General features: G+C 38.3%; 19 protein-coding genes. 7 read left to right on the forward strand and 12 right to left on the reverse strand.

From position 1 onward, the window contains the following. Positions 1-58 precede the first annotated feature (58 nt). From hpt to WG906_RS10970, 3 genes are read left to right on the forward strand one after another with little or no spacing between them, the layout of a single operon-like run. On the forward strand, positions 59-613 hold the full coding sequence (gene hpt / locus WG906_RS10960; protein ID WP_339992640.1) for a hypoxanthine phosphoribosyltransferase: 555 nt from the start codon (positions 59-61) through the stop codon (positions 611-613). Between the two features lie 36 nt (positions 614-649). Then, positions 650-1306 carry a phosphatidylserine decarboxylase family protein gene (locus WG906_RS10965; protein WP_339992641.1) on the forward strand — a complete coding sequence of 219 codons (657 nt, stop codon included), beginning with the start codon at positions 650-652 and terminating at the stop codon, positions 1304-1306. Positions 1307-1324: 18 nt separating this feature from the next. After that, on the forward strand, positions 1325-1525 hold the full coding sequence (locus WG906_RS10970) for a hypothetical protein (protein ID WP_339992642.1): 201 nt from the start codon (positions 1325-1327) through the stop codon (positions 1523-1525). Between the two features lie 128 nt (positions 1526-1653). Here WG906_RS10970 and rplS read toward each other — a convergent pair whose 3' ends face one another. The 3 genes from rplS to WG906_RS10985 all read right to left on the reverse strand — a co-directional run bounded on the left by rplS (position 1654) and on the right by WG906_RS10985 (position 2927). Further along, positions 1654-2001 carry a 50S ribosomal protein L19 gene (rplS, locus tag WG906_RS10975; RefSeq protein ID WP_431844476.1) on the reverse strand — a complete coding sequence of 116 codons (348 nt, stop codon included), beginning with the start codon at positions 1999-2001 and terminating at the stop codon, positions 1654-1656. 105 nt (positions 2002-2106) lie between these two features. Then, entirely contained in the window at positions 2107-2715 is a 609-nt protein-coding gene (locus WG906_RS10980) for an ATP-binding protein (protein WP_339992643.1), read from the reverse strand. Further along, the gene (locus WG906_RS10985) at positions 2703-2927 is read right to left on the reverse strand and encodes a hypothetical protein (protein ID WP_339992644.1); all 225 of its coding nucleotides are present in this window, start codon (positions 2925-2927) and stop codon (positions 2703-2705) included. Before WG906_RS10985 ends, WG906_RS10980 begins: the two co-directional genes overlap by 13 nt. 182 nt (positions 2928-3109) lie before the next feature. On the opposite strand from WG906_RS10985, the gene WG906_RS10990 reads away from it, so the two are divergent. Beyond that, a complete protein-coding gene (locus WG906_RS10990; RefSeq protein WP_339992645.1) occupies positions 3110-3451 on the forward strand; it encodes a hypothetical protein in 342 nt (113 codons plus the stop codon). Here the strand turns inward: WG906_RS10990 and trmD are convergent. The 7 genes from trmD to WG906_RS11025 form a co-directional block, all read right to left on the reverse strand. Further along, the gene (gene trmD, locus WG906_RS10995) at positions 3448-4125 is read right to left on the reverse strand and encodes a tRNA (guanosine(37)-N1)-methyltransferase TrmD (RefSeq protein WP_339992646.1); all 678 of its coding nucleotides are present in this window, start codon (positions 4123-4125) and stop codon (positions 3448-3450) included. The two genes, WG906_RS10990 and trmD, sit on opposite strands and share 4 nt — an antisense overlap. Before the next feature lie 49 nt (positions 4126-4174). After that, positions 4175-4702, reverse strand: coding sequence for a ribosome maturation factor RimM (rimM, locus tag WG906_RS11000; RefSeq protein ID WP_339992647.1), 528 nt, complete (start codon positions 4700-4702; stop codon positions 4175-4177). Between the two features lie 115 nt (positions 4703-4817). Next, positions 4818-5420 carry a 30S ribosomal protein S16 gene (locus WG906_RS11005; protein WP_339992648.1) on the reverse strand — a complete coding sequence of 201 codons (603 nt, stop codon included), beginning with the start codon at positions 5418-5420 and terminating at the stop codon, positions 4818-4820. A 242-nt stretch (positions 5421-5662) separates the two neighbouring features. After that, positions 5663-6259, reverse strand: a complete 597-nt coding sequence (gene lpcA / locus WG906_RS11010) for a D-sedoheptulose 7-phosphate isomerase (RefSeq protein ID WP_339992649.1) — start codon at positions 6257-6259, stop codon at positions 5663-5665. A 17-nt stretch (positions 6260-6276) separates the two neighbouring features. Beyond that, positions 6277-7251 carry a 6-phosphofructokinase gene (gene pfkA / locus WG906_RS11015; RefSeq protein ID WP_339992650.1) on the reverse strand — a complete coding sequence of 325 codons (975 nt, stop codon included), beginning with the start codon at positions 7249-7251 and terminating at the stop codon, positions 6277-6279. 1 nt (position 7252) lies between these two features. Next, positions 7253-9292, reverse strand: a complete 2040-nt coding sequence (locus WG906_RS11020; protein WP_339992651.1) for a protein-disulfide reductase DsbD family protein — start codon at positions 9290-9292, stop codon at positions 7253-7255. Between the two features lie 4 nt (positions 9293-9296). After that, entirely contained in the window at positions 9297-10097 is an 801-nt protein-coding gene (locus tag WG906_RS11025; RefSeq protein WP_339992652.1) for a biotin--[acetyl-CoA-carboxylase] ligase, read from the reverse strand. A gap of 15 nt (positions 10098-10112) precedes the next feature. Here WG906_RS11025 and rsfS point away from each other — a divergent pair, with 15 nt between their 5' ends. From rsfS to WG906_RS11040, 3 genes are all read left to right on the forward strand, one after another. Continuing rightward, entirely contained in the window at positions 10113-10487 is a 375-nt protein-coding gene (gene rsfS, locus WG906_RS11030; protein ID WP_339992653.1) for a ribosome silencing factor, read from the forward strand. A 21-nt stretch (positions 10488-10508) separates the two neighbouring features. Continuing rightward, a complete protein-coding gene (ftsH, locus tag WG906_RS11035; RefSeq protein WP_339992654.1) occupies positions 10509-12596 on the forward strand; it encodes an ATP-dependent zinc metalloprotease FtsH in 2088 nt (695 codons plus the stop codon). 86 nt (positions 12597-12682) lie between these two features. Further along, complete coding sequence (locus WG906_RS11040; RefSeq protein ID WP_339992655.1) at positions 12683-13324, forward strand: LutC/YkgG family protein; 642 nt, start codon at positions 12683-12685, stop codon at positions 13322-13324. Positions 13325-13393: 69 nt separating this feature from the next. Here the strand turns inward: WG906_RS11040 and infB are convergent, their stop codons facing one another. Further along, positions 13394-16489: a translation initiation factor IF-2 gene (infB, locus tag WG906_RS11045; protein WP_339992656.1), complete on the reverse strand. Its 3096-nt coding sequence runs from the start codon at positions 16487-16489 to the stop codon at positions 13394-13396. A gap of 79 nt (positions 16490-16568) precedes the next feature. Next, entirely contained in the window at positions 16569-17804 is a 1236-nt protein-coding gene (nusA, locus tag WG906_RS11050; RefSeq protein ID WP_339992657.1) for a transcription termination factor NusA, read from the reverse strand. Positions 17805-17807 lie beyond the last annotated feature (3 nt).

Genomic DNA, 17807 nt, shown 5'->3' on the forward strand with positions numbered 1-17807 from the left:
ACTGTTTTTCTGGCAGGCTCATGCAAGCTTCATAGCTGATAAAAAACAATTATTTCTAATGAAAATTGAAATTGAAGATAAAGAATTCGTCCAGCTTTTAGAGTACGATCAGATTAAAAAAAGAATTAGGTTTCTGGGGATTCAGCTAAATGTAGATTATGAAAAACGTGTCCCCATATTCTTAGGAGTCTTAAATGGCAGTTTCATCTTTATGGCCGACCTAATAAAGGAAATCAATATATCATCCGAAATCAGTTTTGTAAAGGTTTCCTCTTATAATGGCACCGACACCAGCTCGGGTGTTATAAAAGAAGTCATTGGTTTAGATATAATCCTCAAAAATCGCGATGTTATTATTGTCGAAGACATTGTTGATACGGGTATCACATTAAGTTATCTTTTAGAAAAGGTGAAGGCGCAGGAGCCTGCCTCTGTATCTGTTTGCACACTTCTTTTAAAACCTAATTCTCTGAAAAAAGAAATAGAGGAAATTGATTACATTGGATTTGAAATACAAAACGAATTTGTGGTAGGTTATGGACTAGACTACAAGGGCCTTGGAAGAAATTTAACAGATATCTATCGTGCAATCTCTGCTCCTTCAGAAACCTAATTCATATAATTTTACCATCTTTGAAAAATTTAAAAAATGACTATTCACAAAGAAGGCTATACATCTCTTGCTCTTACCGTTTTACTTATTTTTATAGCTAATGCACTGGTGCATTATTACAGTCCTGATGCTGAATGGATTAGCTGGCTGGTATATATCATCTCTTTTATCCTTTTTGTAACTATTTTACAGTTTTTCAGAAGTCCAAGCAGAAAATGGGCGCAGAATGACAAGCATATTATTTGCCCTGCTGATGGTAAAGTGGTAGTGATTGAAGAGACGGAAGAGACCGAATATTTTAAAGACAAGCGGATACAGGTCTCTATTTTCATGTCTCCTGTTAATGTCCACGTAAACAGAAATCCAATTTCTGGAATTGTTAAATTAGTTAAATATCATAAAGGTAAATATCTGGTTGCCTGGGATCCGAAATCATCGACAGATAATGAGCGTACTACTATTGTGATAGAAAGCAAAGCTGGGGTTCCTGTTCTGTTCAGACAAATTGCCGGAGCTCTTGCCCGCAGAATTGTTTGGTACATTAAAGAGGGCGACGAAGTAAAGCAAGGCGACCAATTTGGATTTATCAAATTTGGCTCAAGGGTAGATGTATTTTTGCCGTTAGGGACTAAAATAAATGTTAAGATTGGTGATACTGTACAGGGAGGGATTACCGTTCTTGGAGAGTTCTAAATCCATTAAATAAAATACATGAAGAAGATATTTATTGCGATTGCGGTATTTACATCATTAACAGCTGCATCGGCACAAACTAAGCCTGCTCAAAAAAAAGCGGAAGTAAAAAAAGCTGCTAAGGCTAAAGAGTGTACAAAAGAAGATGATAATTGCTGCTCTCCGGGCAGTAAGGCCAGAGTTATGTCAACTGCAAAAAAAGCCGTTACTAAAGTTTAATCCTGCCTGATATATTTTAACTGCACTGGAAAAAAATCCGATGATGAGAATAAATCGGAAGCAGCAAAAAAAGCGCCTGAGAAATTCTCAGGCGCTTTTTTATTCGACAGTACGAATTGAAGTCTTTATTAAACTCTTTTAGATTTAATACGGGCAGCTTTACCAGTTAATGCGCGTAGATAGAACAATTTCGCTCTGCGAACCTTACCGCGATTATTAACTTCAACTTTCTCAATATTTGGAGAATTGATTGGAAAAATACGTTCAACTCCCACACCATTCGACATTTTACGTACAGTAAAAGTTTCGTTGGCTCTAACACCGTTGCGTTGTATAACTACTCCCTGATAAATCTGAATACGCTCTTTATTTCCTTCGCGGATTTTATAGTGTACACTTACAGTATCGCCAGATTTGAATGCAGGAACTTCTTTTTTTGCAATCGCCTGCTCTTCAACAAATTTTACTAAATCCATGATTTTAAGCTCTTAATACGATTTTTATTCCCTAAAAATCGGACTGCAATATTAGGGTTTTTTTTTTAATAAAAAAAGCACTGTTTTAATTTTTTTGGCAATTAATCACCTTTTCTTCAGAGGCATGCTGAAACAGATTTTTAATCCCAATTGCTCAGAGCTCTGCGACCATAAATTGCCACCAAAGAAACTCAATATATCATAACATAACATTAAGGTTATTTCAGATTCTGACAAGGCTAAATCATTGCTTCTGCTATTACTCAGGCAAATGTTATTTATCCCTTTAAGACCTGTTTCCTTTCCAGCAGATAAGCAAGTAATTATTTCGTTTTCCAGAATAAAGCAACTGATTTCTATCCCCTTAACAGCCCTGAAATATTTGACAACAAAAAACAAAAGTTTGGAAAGAATAAACCCGAATAAATTTAAATCAATCTTGAAGCTAAGATTGCTAACTTTATTTTTAACATTTACAGGTTGATCTACTTTTGAAATTATTATTTGGATTATCAGGTCTGTTTGAATCCTTAAATTTGAATAATATAATTTATTCTCAGATTCCTGGCTCAGTTTCAGGTCAGAATATTCCATACTTTCCTCAATTTCCTGAAGCTGTTTGATATATTGAGCAACATTCAGAATTGGCGAATTCACATCAGCATCGAGCAGACAAACAAATCCTATACTCTCTATTTCTCTTAATCCTCCCATTCTTCAAGTAATTGTTTTAATGATTTATATTCCGGTTCGAAATTCTCAAGCTCCCCTGGCGTTAAACCGAAAATTCTTTCCATTAATACCACTTTTTGATGAGGAATATCCTGGTCATCTGAAAGCTTTATATTTCTATAATTTGAGAATGTATTCAATGACACATCTATGGCTTTGGGTATTATCTTGATAGCCTTTCGATAATCTTTCATAGGTAGCTGAATCAAAAAGTCGTTTATGCGATATTTAAACATAAATTCAAAAATTTGTATATTCACACCAAAATGCTGGGCACCTCAACTAAAATTTTGAGAAGCATCAAAGTTTTATAGGTAATTGATGCCAATAAAAATATGTATAACAATTTGATTTGTAAAATTTTTGTTCATTTTAGATGAAACTGAAAGAAATTGTGGATAAAGTATTAAAAGATCAGAACCGTTCTTTAAGCTGGCTGGCAGCAGAAATGAACAAAACATTTGATGGATTAAAGCTTAGTTTGGTGAAAGGCTCAATAAAATACACTGATATCAAAAAAATGTCTCAAGTGTTAGAAGTTCCGGCCGCAACCTTCTTTCAAGAAGAAAACACCTTGGAAAACATGGTTTCGGAAGAGAAAGTGAATTACTCAAATTTAAGATCCGAGCTGAATTCCTGCAGAGAATTAGCAACCATTCTTAAAAATCAATTGGCAGATAAAGAAAAAATCATTGACCTGCTAAGTACAAAGCCCTAGTCCTTTAACAAATCAGGTCTTCGCTGTCGGGTCCTTTCTAAGGCCTGTTCATCACGCCAGGCATCAATCTTAGCAGGATTGCCACTCAGTAGAACATCAGGCACCTTGTGCCCCTTCCAATCGGCCGGACGTGTATAGATAGGCGCGTCAAGTAGTTCACCCTGAAAGGAGTCCGACAATGCAGAGGTTTCATCAGACAATACGCCTGGGAGCAATCGTACCACTGCATCAACCAAAACTGCCGCAGGCAGTTCTCCGCCGGAAAGAACATAATCACCAATAGAAATTTCTCGGGTAACAAATATGTCTCTGATCCGCTGATCAATACCTTTGTAATGCCCTGCGAGAATGATAATATTTTTTTTTGAGGATAGATGATTGGCAATGCTTTGCGATAAAACCTCTCCATCAGGACTCATAAAAATCACTTCGTCGTACTCTCTATCCGCTTTAAGCTTCTCGATACATGCGGCAAATGGTTCAATAGACATGACCATGCCGCTGCCCCCGCCATAAGGGTAGTCGTCAACATTTTTATGCTTATTGGTAGAATAATCGCGAAGATTATGAACAACAATTTCTGTAAGTCCTTTCTTTTGTGCACGCTGTAAAATAGAATGAGCAAACGGACTTTCGAGTAAAGCTGGTAGAACGGTGATTATATCAAAGCGCATTTAAACAAAGATAAGTTATTGATGTAAAATGTATCTGATTGTCTATTCCTTATAAATTGGTATAAATCTCAATTAAGCCATCTGGCAGACAAACTTTTACAATCCCACCTTCTTCATCAATTTCCTTTATAATTTCATCATTAAGAGGAAACATTATTTCAGTAAACTTATAGGAAACAACTGCAATAAATTGCTGAGGATACTCATGCACTTCAATTATTTCACCTAATTCTCCATTCTTCTCATCATGAACGATATAGCCTTTTAAATCCGTGTAGAAAAATTCATCATCCCCCCGCTCAGGCATTTTGATATTCGGCAGATATAATTTTTTCCTGACAAGCTTCTGAGCCTTTTCAATTGTATCCACATCTTCGAAATAAAAATACCCCGTTTTATTGGCTTGTAACTTATAGACAGTTGTAAAAAAAGGGACAAGTTTGTTATTGATCTCCAAAAACACAGAATCCAGGTCCAGATCTTCAAACTGATCGAACTCAAAATACACCTGAACCTCCCCTTTAAGGCCCTTGGTTTTCGTAATATATCCTATATAAAAACTATCTTCAATATTCATTTTGAGAGATGTAAAGTGTAAGACTCAGATTTTAGAAATCAAACTAAGTCTACCACTATAAAAACAAAAACGCCATTACGAATATTCATAATGGCGCTTAATAAGATTAGAAAAACTATTCTGCGTCTTTAGCAGGAGCTTCTTCAGCAGCTGGTGCTTCAGCAGCTGGTGCCTCAGCAGCAGTTTCGTTCTCAGTAGCAGCTTCAGGAGTTTCCTCAGTTTCAGCAAAAACTTCTTCTTCAACTACCTCTTCAACAACAGGAGCATTTTTAGCAGCTAAAGCAGCAGCTCTGTCTTGTTTCTTTTTAGATTCAGCAGCTAAAGCAGCTTTTCTTGCTTCTTCTTTAGATGAAGTCAGGCTTTCTTTTTTGCCTTCAATCTTAGCACCTTTTCCTTGTAACCACTCGTTAAATTTAGCTTCTGCCTGCTCTGCAGTTAAAGCACCTTTTTTAACACCACCTTCAAGATGTTTTTTGTAAAGAACACCTTTGTAAGAAAGAATAGCACGACAAGTATCGGTAGGCTCAGCTCCACTGTTTACCCACTCTAATGCTTTTTCAAAATTAATTTCAATTGTAGCAGGATTGGTATTCGGGTTGTAAGAACCTAAACGTTCGATAAACTTTCCGTCTCTCGGAGAACGTGAATCTGCCACTACTACATGGAAAAAAGGCTTTCCTTTTTTTCCGAATCTTTGCAATCTGATTTTAGTTGCCATTTCTTTTTGTTTATGTATTCAACATAGTTCCCGGAGTTTATTCTGCGGGGCTGCAAAGATAGTAAATATATCAATAAAAAAAAGTTAAATGCCTGTTTAATACTGGATAACCTCCACAAATATTTTATTTCTGGCAAACACAATCCGTATTTATCTGGCTTCTCAATGAATTGCATGAACAACCCAACAACATAACTATATAATAGTCAGAAAGATAAATAAAACCTTTATAAAAACAACCCTTAGAGACGCACCAGGTCTGTGATTGGAACAGCCAGATTTCGCTCAATATAATCAATCAAACAATGTATAACTTTAATATGGATCTCCTGGGCCCTGTCGGAGAAGTCAGATTTTGGAGCCCTGATTTCCACATCACATAATGATGCCATTTCGCCACCATCTTTTCCTGTAAGGCCAATAATGAGCATCCCCTTCAACCTGGCGGCTTTAATTGCATTCAATACATTTTCTGAATTGCCACTGGTGCTGATCGCGAACAACACATCCCCTTTCTGACCAATTGCCTCGACCATTCTGGAAAATATGAACGAATACCCATAATCATTCGAAACACAGGAAATATGTGAAGGGTCAGAAATGGATAATGCAGCCAGTGCCCTTCTGTCAGCCCTGTACCGACCTGATAATTCTTCTGCAAAATGCATAGCATCACACATTGAGCCCCCGTTACCGCAGGAAAGGACTTTCTTGCCAGAGTTTAAAGCGGAAGTTAAAATTTCGCCGGCTTTATTGATTTTAATAAAATTATCCTCAATACTTAAAAAAGTATTTAAAACGGATTGAGCTTCAATAAAATGTTGCTTTATATAATGCATTGATCTAGAAAGATAACTTAAATAGCCAAAATATCAAGAATCTTCAAAAGGGAAGGATTAACTTCCGAAATATGCTTGATTGCATTATGAAAAGGAGTATAATGGATATTCCCGTTAACTATTCCAATCATTTCACCTTTACGACCACTTATAAGAGCTTCGACTGCTGCCACACCGACCCGGCTTGCTAACACTCTATCCATACATGTAGGCCTGCCACCACGCTGAATATGTCCTAAAATAGATAATCGGGTATCATAGTTCGGGAAACGCTCTTTTATCATGGAAGCTATTTCGAACCCTCCTGCATTATCTCCTTCCGCAACAATGATAATTTTGGAAGACTTGTCTTTCCTGCCTTCCTCTAATCGTTTAAAAAGGCATTCAATATCAGTTTTAGATTCAGGAATTAAAATAGCTTCCGCTCCTGCTCCGATTCCACTCCGCAAAGCAATTAATCCTGAGTCGCGACCCATCACTTCTACAATAAATAACCGGTCATGAGATTCAGCGGTGTCCCTGATTTTATCTACAGCGTCGATAACATTGTTAATTGCTGTATCGTAACCAATTGTAAAATCAGTTCCTATTAAATCATTATCAATAGTTCCCGGGATGCCAACAATAGGATAATTAAACTCCTGAATAAATACCTGAGCACCAGTAAAGCTACCTTCTCCACCAATTACAACGACTGCGTCAATACTATTTTTCCTTAATTGTTCATAAGCTTGCATCCTGCCATCTTTTGTACGGAAAGATTCACTTCTGAAAGTTTTTAGAATAGTTCCTCCCCGCTGGATAATGTTACCAACAGATTTTCTGTCCATCGAAACAAATTCCCCATTTACCATCCCCTCAAAACCACGCATAATTCCTGTAACCTCGAGGTTATAATACAAACCAGCTCGTACAACTGCCCTTATGGCCGCATTCATACCCGGCGCATCGCCTCCGGAAGTTAAAACACCAATATTTTTTATTTCGCTCATATTATTGTCTAGAAAAAGCGTTTTTTCCGCTATCTAAGAAATTTATATAATTTTTCACATCCAGGTTAAAAGCAAGTGGCGGCACAAGTGTTCTGCCTTCCGAATTTACGATAACATAATACGGTTGTGAATTTGTTTTGAAATTCTTTGCCTGCAAATCACTCCATTTGTTGCCCAAAGTTTTAATTTTTTTACCGCTTTCCGAAACATATTTTTCATTTTCAGCTAATTCGGTTTTATCATCAACATATAAAGAGATGATTACGTAGTCATTTTTTAAACGATTTAATACTTCATGCTCCGCCCAAACAGAGGCTTCCATTTTACGGCAATTTGTGCAGCTCCATCCGGTAAAATCAAGCAGTACAGGTTTATTCACTTTTCGTGAATATGCCAGGCCCTCTTCATAATCGTAAAAAGCATCCAAACCATGGGGTGCATGGAAAAGGTCGGTATATTTTTTGGGCGTCACTTCACTTTCTGCAGTACTATAAGAATTTGTGTAAAGATCAAAATCCTGAGTGGTTTGTGGGGGAAGCCAGGCACTAATCCCTTTTAAAGGTGCTCCGAAAAGCCCCGGAACCATATAAAGAGTAAATCCAAGTACAAGCATGGCAAAAAACAATCGTGTCAGTGAAATATATCCTACTTCTACATCATGTGCCAATTTAAATTTACCCAATAAATAAAGACCCCAACAACCAAAAATCATTATCCAGATTACAATAAATATATCCCTGTCCAAAATATTCCAATGATAGGCTAAATCCACGTTTGACAAGAATTTAAATGCCAGTGCTAATTCTAAAAACCCCAAAGAGACTTTGACGGCATTCATCCAACCACCAGATTTGGGTAATTCTTTTAACCAGGATGGGAAAATCGCGAAAAGTGTAAAAGGCACAGCCAAAGCTGCCGAAAAACCTAACATGCCAATTGCTGGGCCCAGGTTTGCGCCCTTTGACACAGTTTCGACCAATAATGTACCTATAATGGGCCCCGTGCACGAAAAAGAAACCAATGCTAAGGTAAAGGCCATAAAAAACAAGCCTATCAGTCCACCCTGATTGGATTTTTCATCCATTTTGTTCACCAGTGATGATGGCAATGTGATTTCGAAGGCTCCTAAAAACGACACTGCGAATAGTATGAGTACTGCGAAAAATAAAAGATTAAAAGCAGCGCTGCTTGCAGCCTCATTCAAGGCAGAGGCACCGAATATTGCGGTTATCAGCAATCCCAGCGCAACATAGATAATGATTATGGAAATGCCATATATTAATGCGCTCTGTACCCCTTTGGCTTTAGAACCTGCTCTTTTTGTAAAAAAGGAAACAGTAAGTGGGATCATGGGATAAATACACGGCATAAAAAATGCCAGCAAACCGCCTATAAAGCCTGCTACAAAAATTCCTATAAGTGTATTATCGCTACCTTTCGGTTGGTTCGGGTTTTTTAAAACTGCGACAGCAGAACTTACAGAATCAGGCCGTGTAATTTCATTATTTACTGTATCGGTACGAACCTGATTAGCGATTTGTTGATCTGTAGTTACTGTTAAGGAGGAAGGAACAGCGACGACAGGAACAGTTTTAAAAGAAACCGGAATATTAAATTCCACCTCTTCGGGAGGAAGACATTTCTGGTCGTTACACACCATAAACTCCAGAGAACCAGTTACAGATGTCGCCTTATTAACCTTAATTACTTGCTTAAATATAACCTGCTTTTCGTGCCAGGCGATATTCATTTTAAAATTGTTATCAAAACTACTTATTGCCTTAGGAGATTCGGTAACCTTACCAATAAGTGAATAATCTCCAGACGGATTGAATGTAAATGAAGTAGGAATGGGACCACCTTCTTCAATAAATTGTGAATAAACATGCCAACCTGGCTGAATATCAGCTCTAATACTTATTTCTACTTTATCTTCATTTAAGTTTTTTGCCGAAAACGACCATTTAACAGGGTTCTCAATTTGGGCAAATACTGATAAGCCTGAAATTAAAAACCAGAAACATATTATTAAATTCCTCATTGTTTTATTTATGAACGAATGCTATTTCCTTGAAATTATAACTACGTAATTTTCCCTCAACTAATACCGCAAGAAAACCATTTTTTCCAATACCGGTGATAATCCCATCCATTTCTATCCCCCCAACTCTAAACCTGTAACTTTCGTTTAGTTTATAAAGGTTTTTTAAATACAACTCCTCTATCATACTAAACTTACCAGCTCTTAATTGCAAATAACGCTCTTCAATTGATTTGCAAAGGTCATTTAGTAAAGCATTTATATCATAATCCTGATGTAAGATTTTCTTTAAAGAAGTAACATTCTTAATATTATCGGGAAAATTAATTTGATTTATATTTAAGCCGATACCAATAACGGCATATTTCCAGATACTACCCCGTAAAATATTCTCAATTAAAACGCCCCCAAGTTTATCATCCTTAAAATAAATGTCATTAGGCCATTTTATTTTTACATCGTCTCCAATAATTTCAAACAGCGCATCGTTTATAGCTATACTTATTGATTGGTTTAGCAAAAACTGTTTGTCAGGGTTTAGAAATGCAGGAGATAACAACAGGCTAAAGGTTAAATTTTTACCGGGCTCACTATTCCAGCTATTGTTAACCTGCCCCCTTCCCGCGAATTGTTCTTCTGCCAATATAACAGTGCCCTCGGGCAATGGCGTGGAATTTGTCAATTCCTTTTTAAGATAATTATTTGTAGAATCAACACGCTTTAATGTTACTACATTTTGACCAACAAATAGTCTTGAAAAAGTGTTATTTTGCAAACTAATCGGAGTAATGTTAATTTTATTCAAAACTAATTTTTTTTAATGTTAAAAAACAAAGCAATTAATGAATCCACTTTCACTTCAGAGTTAGCCATACTTGGCATACAGGAAAAGAAGGGAAATGAAATTGTAAGATTAGACTTAAGAAATATAAACAGTTCAGTTGCAGATTATTTTATTGTCTGCCATGCTGAGTCTTCTACTCAGGTGCGAGCTATCGCATCGAGTGTGGAGGAAGAAGTGTTTAAAGCATCCAAACAACACCCTTACAGAATTGAAGGACTTGAACACGGGGAATGGGTTTTATTGGATTATATAGATGTGGTGGTACATATCTTTAAAACAGATAAAAGAGAGTTCTACGGAATAGAGGATTTATGGGGAGATGCAGAAATGAAATATTATCAAAGTGCCTAATGGCCACCATTTATAATTGAAATGAAAGAAAATAAAACCGATAATAAAAAACCACAGCGTAAACGTACGGGAAAAAAAATAGTACCTGCTCCTCCAAAATTTAATATAATGTGGCTTTACGCCGCTATAATTTTTGCACTGTTTGCGGTACAATATTTCTGGAATAATACAACTACAAAGCAAATCAATTATCAGCAGTTTGAGACTGATATGCTTATTCCACGCGATGTCCAAAAACTTGTAACTTATAAAAATAACGATTTATTTGTTGTTGAAGTTTATATTAAACCCGACCGATTAAAGTTGCCTAAATATAAAGACGTTCGTGGTGAGAGCGGCAATTTTACGTCAACAACTAACGCTCCTCAATATAAATTTAACATCGGCTCTCTTGAAAGCCTTGACAAAAAGATTCAGGAAGCGGAAAAGAACCTTCCTGCTGATCAAAGAACACCCATCATACCTGAGTCCAGGGATAATTTCTGGGCAAGCTGGTTCATGTCGATTATATTACCTGTATTGCTTTTAATAGGATTCTGGGTATTTATCATGCGACGTATGGGCGGTGGTGCAGGCGGTGGTGCAGGCGGTCAGATATTCAACATAGGAAAGTCTAAAGCCACATTATTTGATAAAGAGTCTCAGGTAAACGTAACATTTAACGATGTTGCTGGTCTGGAAGAAGCGAAATTAGAGGTTATGGAGATCGTAGATTTTCTTAAAAACCCTCAGAAATATACAAATCTTGGAGGTAAAATCCCCAAAGGGGCCTTACTGGTTGGGGCTCCGGGAACAGGAAAAACCTTACTTGCCAAGGCTGTGGCAGGCGAAGCGCAGGTGCCATTCTTTTCTTTGTCAGGTTCTGACTTTGTTGAAATGTTTGTAGGGGTGGGTGCATCACGTGTACGTGATTTATTCCGTCAGGCAAAAGATAAAGCGCCGTGTATTATTTTTATTGATGAGATCGATGCCATCGGACGGGCTCGTGGAAAAAACAATATAGTAGGTGGAAATGATGAGCGTGAAAACACGCTGAATCAATTGTTAGTTGAGATGGATGGTTTTGGTACCGATTCTGGTATTATTATTATGGCTGCTACAAACAGGCCCGATGTTCTTGACTCTGCACTTTTGCGCCCAGGACGCTTTGACCGGCAAATCTCTATTGATAAACCGGATTTAGTTGGCCGTGAACAAATCTTCAAAGTCCATTTAGCGCCAATTAAATTAGCTGAAGAAGTAGATCCAAAGAAGCTTTCTGCTCAAACTCCTGGATTTGCCGGTGCGGAAATAGCGAATGTTTGTAACGAAGCAGCATTAATTGCTGCCCGTAAAGATAAGCTAGCTGTAGATATGCACGATTTCCAGGATGCTATTGACCGTGTAATCGGTGGATTAGAGAAAAGGAACAAGATCATTTCACCAGAAGAAAAACGAATTGTTGCCTATCATGAAGCGGGACACGCTATTGCTGGATGGTTTCTTGAGCATGCCGATCCCTTGGTAAAAGTATCTATTGTACCACGCGGAGTTGCAGCTTTAGGTTACGCACAATATCTTCCCAAAGAGCAATTCTTATACACTACTGAACAACTTATTGACGGGATGTGTATGACAATGGGAGGTCGTGTAGCTGAGGATATTGTATTTAATAAAATATCAACCGGGGCGCAAAACGACCTAGAACGGATTACAAAACTGTCATATGCAATGATTACCCTTTACGGGATGAACGATAAAGTTGGAAATATCTCCTTTAACGACCAGCAGGATCAGTTTAACAAGCCATATTCTGAAAAAACATCTGAATTAATTGATGATGAAGTTAGAAAATTAATCACCTCAGTTTACGATCGTACAAAGGATCTGTTAAACGACAAACGTGAGGGATTGGAAAAATTGGCTCAAAAGCTTCTTGAAAAAGAAATTCTGTTCCAAAGCGACCTTGAAGAAATTCTAGGTAAACGCCCTTTTGAAAACCGTACAACATATGATGAATTCGTAAATGGTGACGATTCCGGAAATCAGGCGCCTGTTGCAGAAAACCTGCATCCGGAACCTGTTGGCGATACTACAGAACCATTAAAAAGCTCTGATACGACATTATAAGTAAAACACTAATTTAGAAAAGCCCCAGAAATTCTGGGGCTTTTTCTTTGAATTAAACTTGCGATACCTCATTTTTGTAACCCGGGATGAAAGAAACGACTGCCAAAGAAAAGATGCTGAAAAAAATACGGAAAGCGTTATTAGAAAAACGTGATAATCCGTATCCAAATCTTGAAGAAGCACCTTTATACGAAGACCATACTGATTTATTAGAAGTTCTGTTCGCAGAACAACTTACCTTAGTTGCAGGCAAATTTATCTTTTGTGAAGATGAATTCCAGTTTATTGAAAATCTGCTTCTTTTGGCAGATGAAAAAAGCTGGCGAAAAATATATTGCTGGGAGCCATCACTCCAGGAAATGTTAAGTCAGTACGAATTTCCATTTTACAGCACCGATACAGACTTTCTTCAGGCAGAAGTAGGTATCACCTTATGTGAATCGCTTATAGCCCGCAATGGCAGTGTTTTGATATCTAATGGAAATGCAGCAGGCAGAAGATTAAGCATCTACCCGCACCATCATGTAGTAATCGCTTACACATCTCAACTGGTGCTTGATCTAAAAGATGCCTTTAAGCTTTTGAAAACCAAGTATGAGGATAAACTCCCTTCACTGGTATCAAACATCACAGGTCCAAGCCGCACGGCTGATATTGAAAAAACGCTTGTACTTGGCGCACATGGCCCCAAAGAACTGATCGTTTTTTTATTGGATGATTCGAATTAATTTTTAAGCTCTAAAAAAAATGGCGTTGTGAAATTCACAACGCCACTTTTTTGTCAATCAGGATCTATACTATAGCTTCCGTTTAACCTCAACTTGTTCGTAAGCTTCTACTATATCGCCTTCCTTAATATCATTAAAGTTCTGAATATTCAGACCGCATTCGTAGCCTTTCAGAACCTCCTTAACATCATCCTTAAATCTTTTTAGAGATGCCAGCTGACCGGTGTAAACAACAACACCATCACGTATAATACGGATATTACTATTCCTGTTAATTTTACCATCAAGAACCATACATCCGGCGATTGTTCCTACTTTAGAGATCTTAAATGTCTCACGAATTTCAACATTTGCCGTAATTTGTTCTTCAAACTCAGGAGCAAGCATACCTTCCATTGCAGCCTTAACCTCGTTGATAGCATCGTAAATAATAGAATATAAACGGATATCAATTTCTTCTTGTTCAGCAAGTTTACGTGCACCGCTCGAAGGCCGTACCTGGAAACCTATAATGATCGCATCTGAAGCAGAAGCTAACAATACATCAGATTCTGAAATCTGACCGACCGATTTATGAATAATATTAACCTGAATCTGTTCAGTAGATAATTTCAATAACGAATCAGATAACGCTTCGATAGATCCATCCACGTCACCCTTAACAATGATATTAAGCTCCTTAAAGTTACCAATCGCTAAACGGCGACCAATTTCATCAAGAGTAATATGTTTTTGAGTACGTAGGCCTTGTTCGCGTTGTAACTGAAGTCGCTTATTTGCAATTTCACGGGCTTCAACTTCACTAGCTAAAGCATTAAATTTATCACCAGCCGTTGGAGCACCTTGCATACCAAGAACCTGTACAGGAGTGGAAGGACCAGCCTTATCAACTTTCTGACCACGTTCATTAGTCAATGCCTTAACTCTCCCGCTAAAGCTTCCGGCTAATATCGGATCACCAACTTTCAGTGTTCCTGCTTGTATTAGAACCGTAGTAACAATACCACGTCCTTTATCTAATGCTGCTTCGATTACTGTACCTGTTGCACGTTTGTTAGGATTAGCTCTAAGTTCCAATAACTCTGCCTCCAATAAAACTTTTTCAAGCAGCAGATCTACACCAACGCCTGTTTTACCGGAAATTTCCTGCGATTGATACTTTCCACCCCAATCTTCAACTAAGATATTCATCGCTGATAACTGCTCACGAATTTTATCGGTATTCGCGCCTGGCTTATCTATCTTACTAAATGCAAATACTATTTGAACACCTGCAGCTTGTGCATGATTAATTGCTTCACGCGTTTGCGGCATCACGCTATCATCAGCAGCAATCACAATAATGGCGATATCTGTAATTTTCGCACCACGGGCACGCATTGCAGTAAAGGCCTCGTGACCCGGTGTATCCAGGAAGGTTATTTTGCGCCCATCTTCAAGAGTAACTTCGTAAGCGCCTATATGCTGGGTAATACCCCCAGCTTCACCGCCAAGTACGTTTGTTTTACGAACAAAATCCAGCAAAGATGTTTTACCATGATCCACGTGCCCCATTACGGTTACAATTGGAGCCCTTGGAATTAAATCTTCTTCGCGATCTTCCTGTTCAAGACTGGCTTCTTCGTCTTCCGGTTTAACAAACTCAATTACATATCCAAACTCATCGGCAACGATAGTAAGAGTTTCGGCATCCAGTCTTTGATTAATAGATACGAACATCCCCAAACTCATACATGTTGAAATGATTTGAGTAACCGGAACATCTATCATACTTGCCAACTCATTTGCAGTTACAAATTCCGTTGTTTTAAGTACTTTAGATTGTAGTTCGCTTTCCATTGCAGCATCTTCTGCTGACTGAGCAACATCATCTCGCTTCTGACGACGGAATTTTGCTCTCTGAGCGAATTTTCCAGACTTACCCGCTCCGCTTAAACGTGCAAGAGTGGCTTTAATCTGATCTTGTATTTCTTTTTCTGTTGGTTCTTCTTTAGACCCTCCGCCAGCTGAACGTTCGCCCATCTGAGCTTTACGGCCTCTGAAATCCGGTCGTCCGGGATGCTGTGATTTAGTTTCTCCGGTTGCTCCGGTTCCACCGGCTGCGGGTGGACGAGTTCCTGGCTGACCAGGATTTGCAGGACGAGCTGTTTGTCCCTGTCCTTGCCCCTGAACTGAAGGAGTTTGACCCGGTTGACCTTGCGGACCACCTTCTTTACGTTTACGTTTACGTTTATGGTCGTTACCAGCTACATTCGAAGAAGAAGCCACAGGCTGATCTTTACGACGACTTGACTGCTGGTTTGATAAATCTATTTTTCCGATTACATTTGGTCCTGTTAATCGCTGAGCTTTAGCTCGAATAACCTCATCAGGCTCTTCGGCTGGCTCTGAAGCCTCAGCTGCTTTTGAAACAGGTTCTTCCGGAACAACTTCTACAGGCTCCGGAGTTGAAATTACTTTTTCAGCTTCAACAGGCTTAGCCTCTTCAGGTTTAACCTCAGCTGGCTTGACTTCTTCAGGCTTAGCAGCTTCAGGTTCCGGCAATTCAATTACAGGTTCCGGTTTAATTTCAGGTTTAACTTCTTCCTTAACAGGAACAGGTTCAGGCTCCAGTTTCATTTCCGGCTGGTGCTCTGGTTCAGGATCTGGCTGCGGAGTAACAAACTCGACAGGAGCAGGTTTCTCAACTTTGACCTCTTCAGCAGGTTTAATTTCTGCACGCCCTTTACTGTTAAGTGCGTCCAGATCTATTTTACCTACAACCTTAACGCCAGGTAAAGTTCCTTCTTCAGGAGTTTCCTTAGCTGGAGCAGGCTCAGCTTTTGGCTTATCTGCAGGGGGAGGAATAAAAGATCCCGTATTTTTAATTAAGATTTCTTCTTGTTCAAAGTCGTTCCCACGACGTGGTTCTGGTCTTTCCGGTGTAGAAAGAGGCGCATCATCACGACGTATTTTGCCTATAACAATCTGTCTTGCTTCTTCACGCACGATTTTATCACCCTGATACTCTTTCAGGAGGACTTCGTACATTTCCTCGGTGAGCTTTGTATTAGGCTTAGCTTCAACCTTGTAGCCTTTTTTTGTTAACGACTCTACCGCGGTTGCTAAGCCAATATTCAGCTCTTTAGCAGCTTTAAGTAAGTTTATGCTTTTACTTTCTGACATCAAAAAAAATTACCTCTTAAAAATTTGTACAAAAGTACGTTTTTATATTGTTATTGAACAGTTAAACCTGACCAACTTATTATTCAAATTCCGATTTCAGTATTCCAACTACTTCTTTTACTGTACTCTCTTCCAAATCTGTACGTCTTACCAACTCATCAACCGACAATTCAATAACTGATTTAGCAGTGTCTAATCCGATCCTCTTAAACTCATCGATAATCCAGCCGTCAATTTCGTCAGAGAATTCTTCTAAATCTACATCTTCATCATCAACGTCAGATTCTCTGTAAACATCAATCTCATACCCTGTTAGTTTACCGGCAAGTTTAATATTATGTCCGCCGCGGCCAATAGCCAACGACACCTGATCAGGTTTTAAATAAACCGCAGCCCTTTTATCTTCATCATCCAGTTTGATGGTGGTAATTTTTGCAGGACTAAGCGCACGTTGTATATATAGTGAGTTATTATTCGTGTAGTTTATCACATCGATGTTCTCATTCTTAAGCTCACGTACGATACCATGAATCCTCGAACCTTTCATACCTACACATGCTCCAACCGGATCTATTCTATCATCATAGGACTCAACAGCCACTTTGGCACGTTCTCCCGGCTCACGAACAATCTTCTTGATAATAATCAAACCATCAAAAATCTCAGGAACCTCCATCTCAAATAAGCGTTGCAAAAATTCCGGAGCAGTACGTGAAATAATGATCTTTGGATTATTATTTATCATCTCAACTTTAGAAATCACCGCTCTCAGAGAATCACCCTTTTTGAAGTAATCTGCAGGTATTTGTTCAGTTTTAGGCATAATTAACTCATTGCCTTCATCGTCAAGCACCAGAGTCTCTTTTTTCCATACCTGGTAAACTTCCCCGGTAATAATCTCGCCTACTCTGTCTTTATATTTTTTAAATATTTCGTCTTTTTCAAGCTCAAGAATTTTTGAAACAAGAGTTTGACGGGCAGCTAGAATTGCACGGCGACCAAAACTTTCAAGAGTTATCTGTTCAATAAAATCATCGCCAACTTCTAAATCAGGGTCAATTTTATGTACATCGGCAAGCTCTATCTCCAGATCATCATCCTCCGAAAAACCATCCTCCATTACCGTTCTTGTGCGCCAAATCTCCAAATCCCCATTATCAGGGTTTACAATAACGTCGCAATTTTCATCTGTTCCGTATTTTTTACGGATCATACTACGAAAAACTTCTTCAAGTACACTAATGACCGTTGGCCTGTCAATGTTTTTAAAATCTTTGAATTCCTGAAAGGAATCAATCAAATTAATATTGCTCATTTT

Origin of the sequence: Pedobacter superstes, from assembly GCF_037622515.1 — a bacterium.
In the GTDB taxonomy this organism is placed as follows: Bacteria; Bacteroidota; Bacteroidia; order Sphingobacteriales; family Sphingobacteriaceae; genus Paradesertivirga; species Paradesertivirga superstes.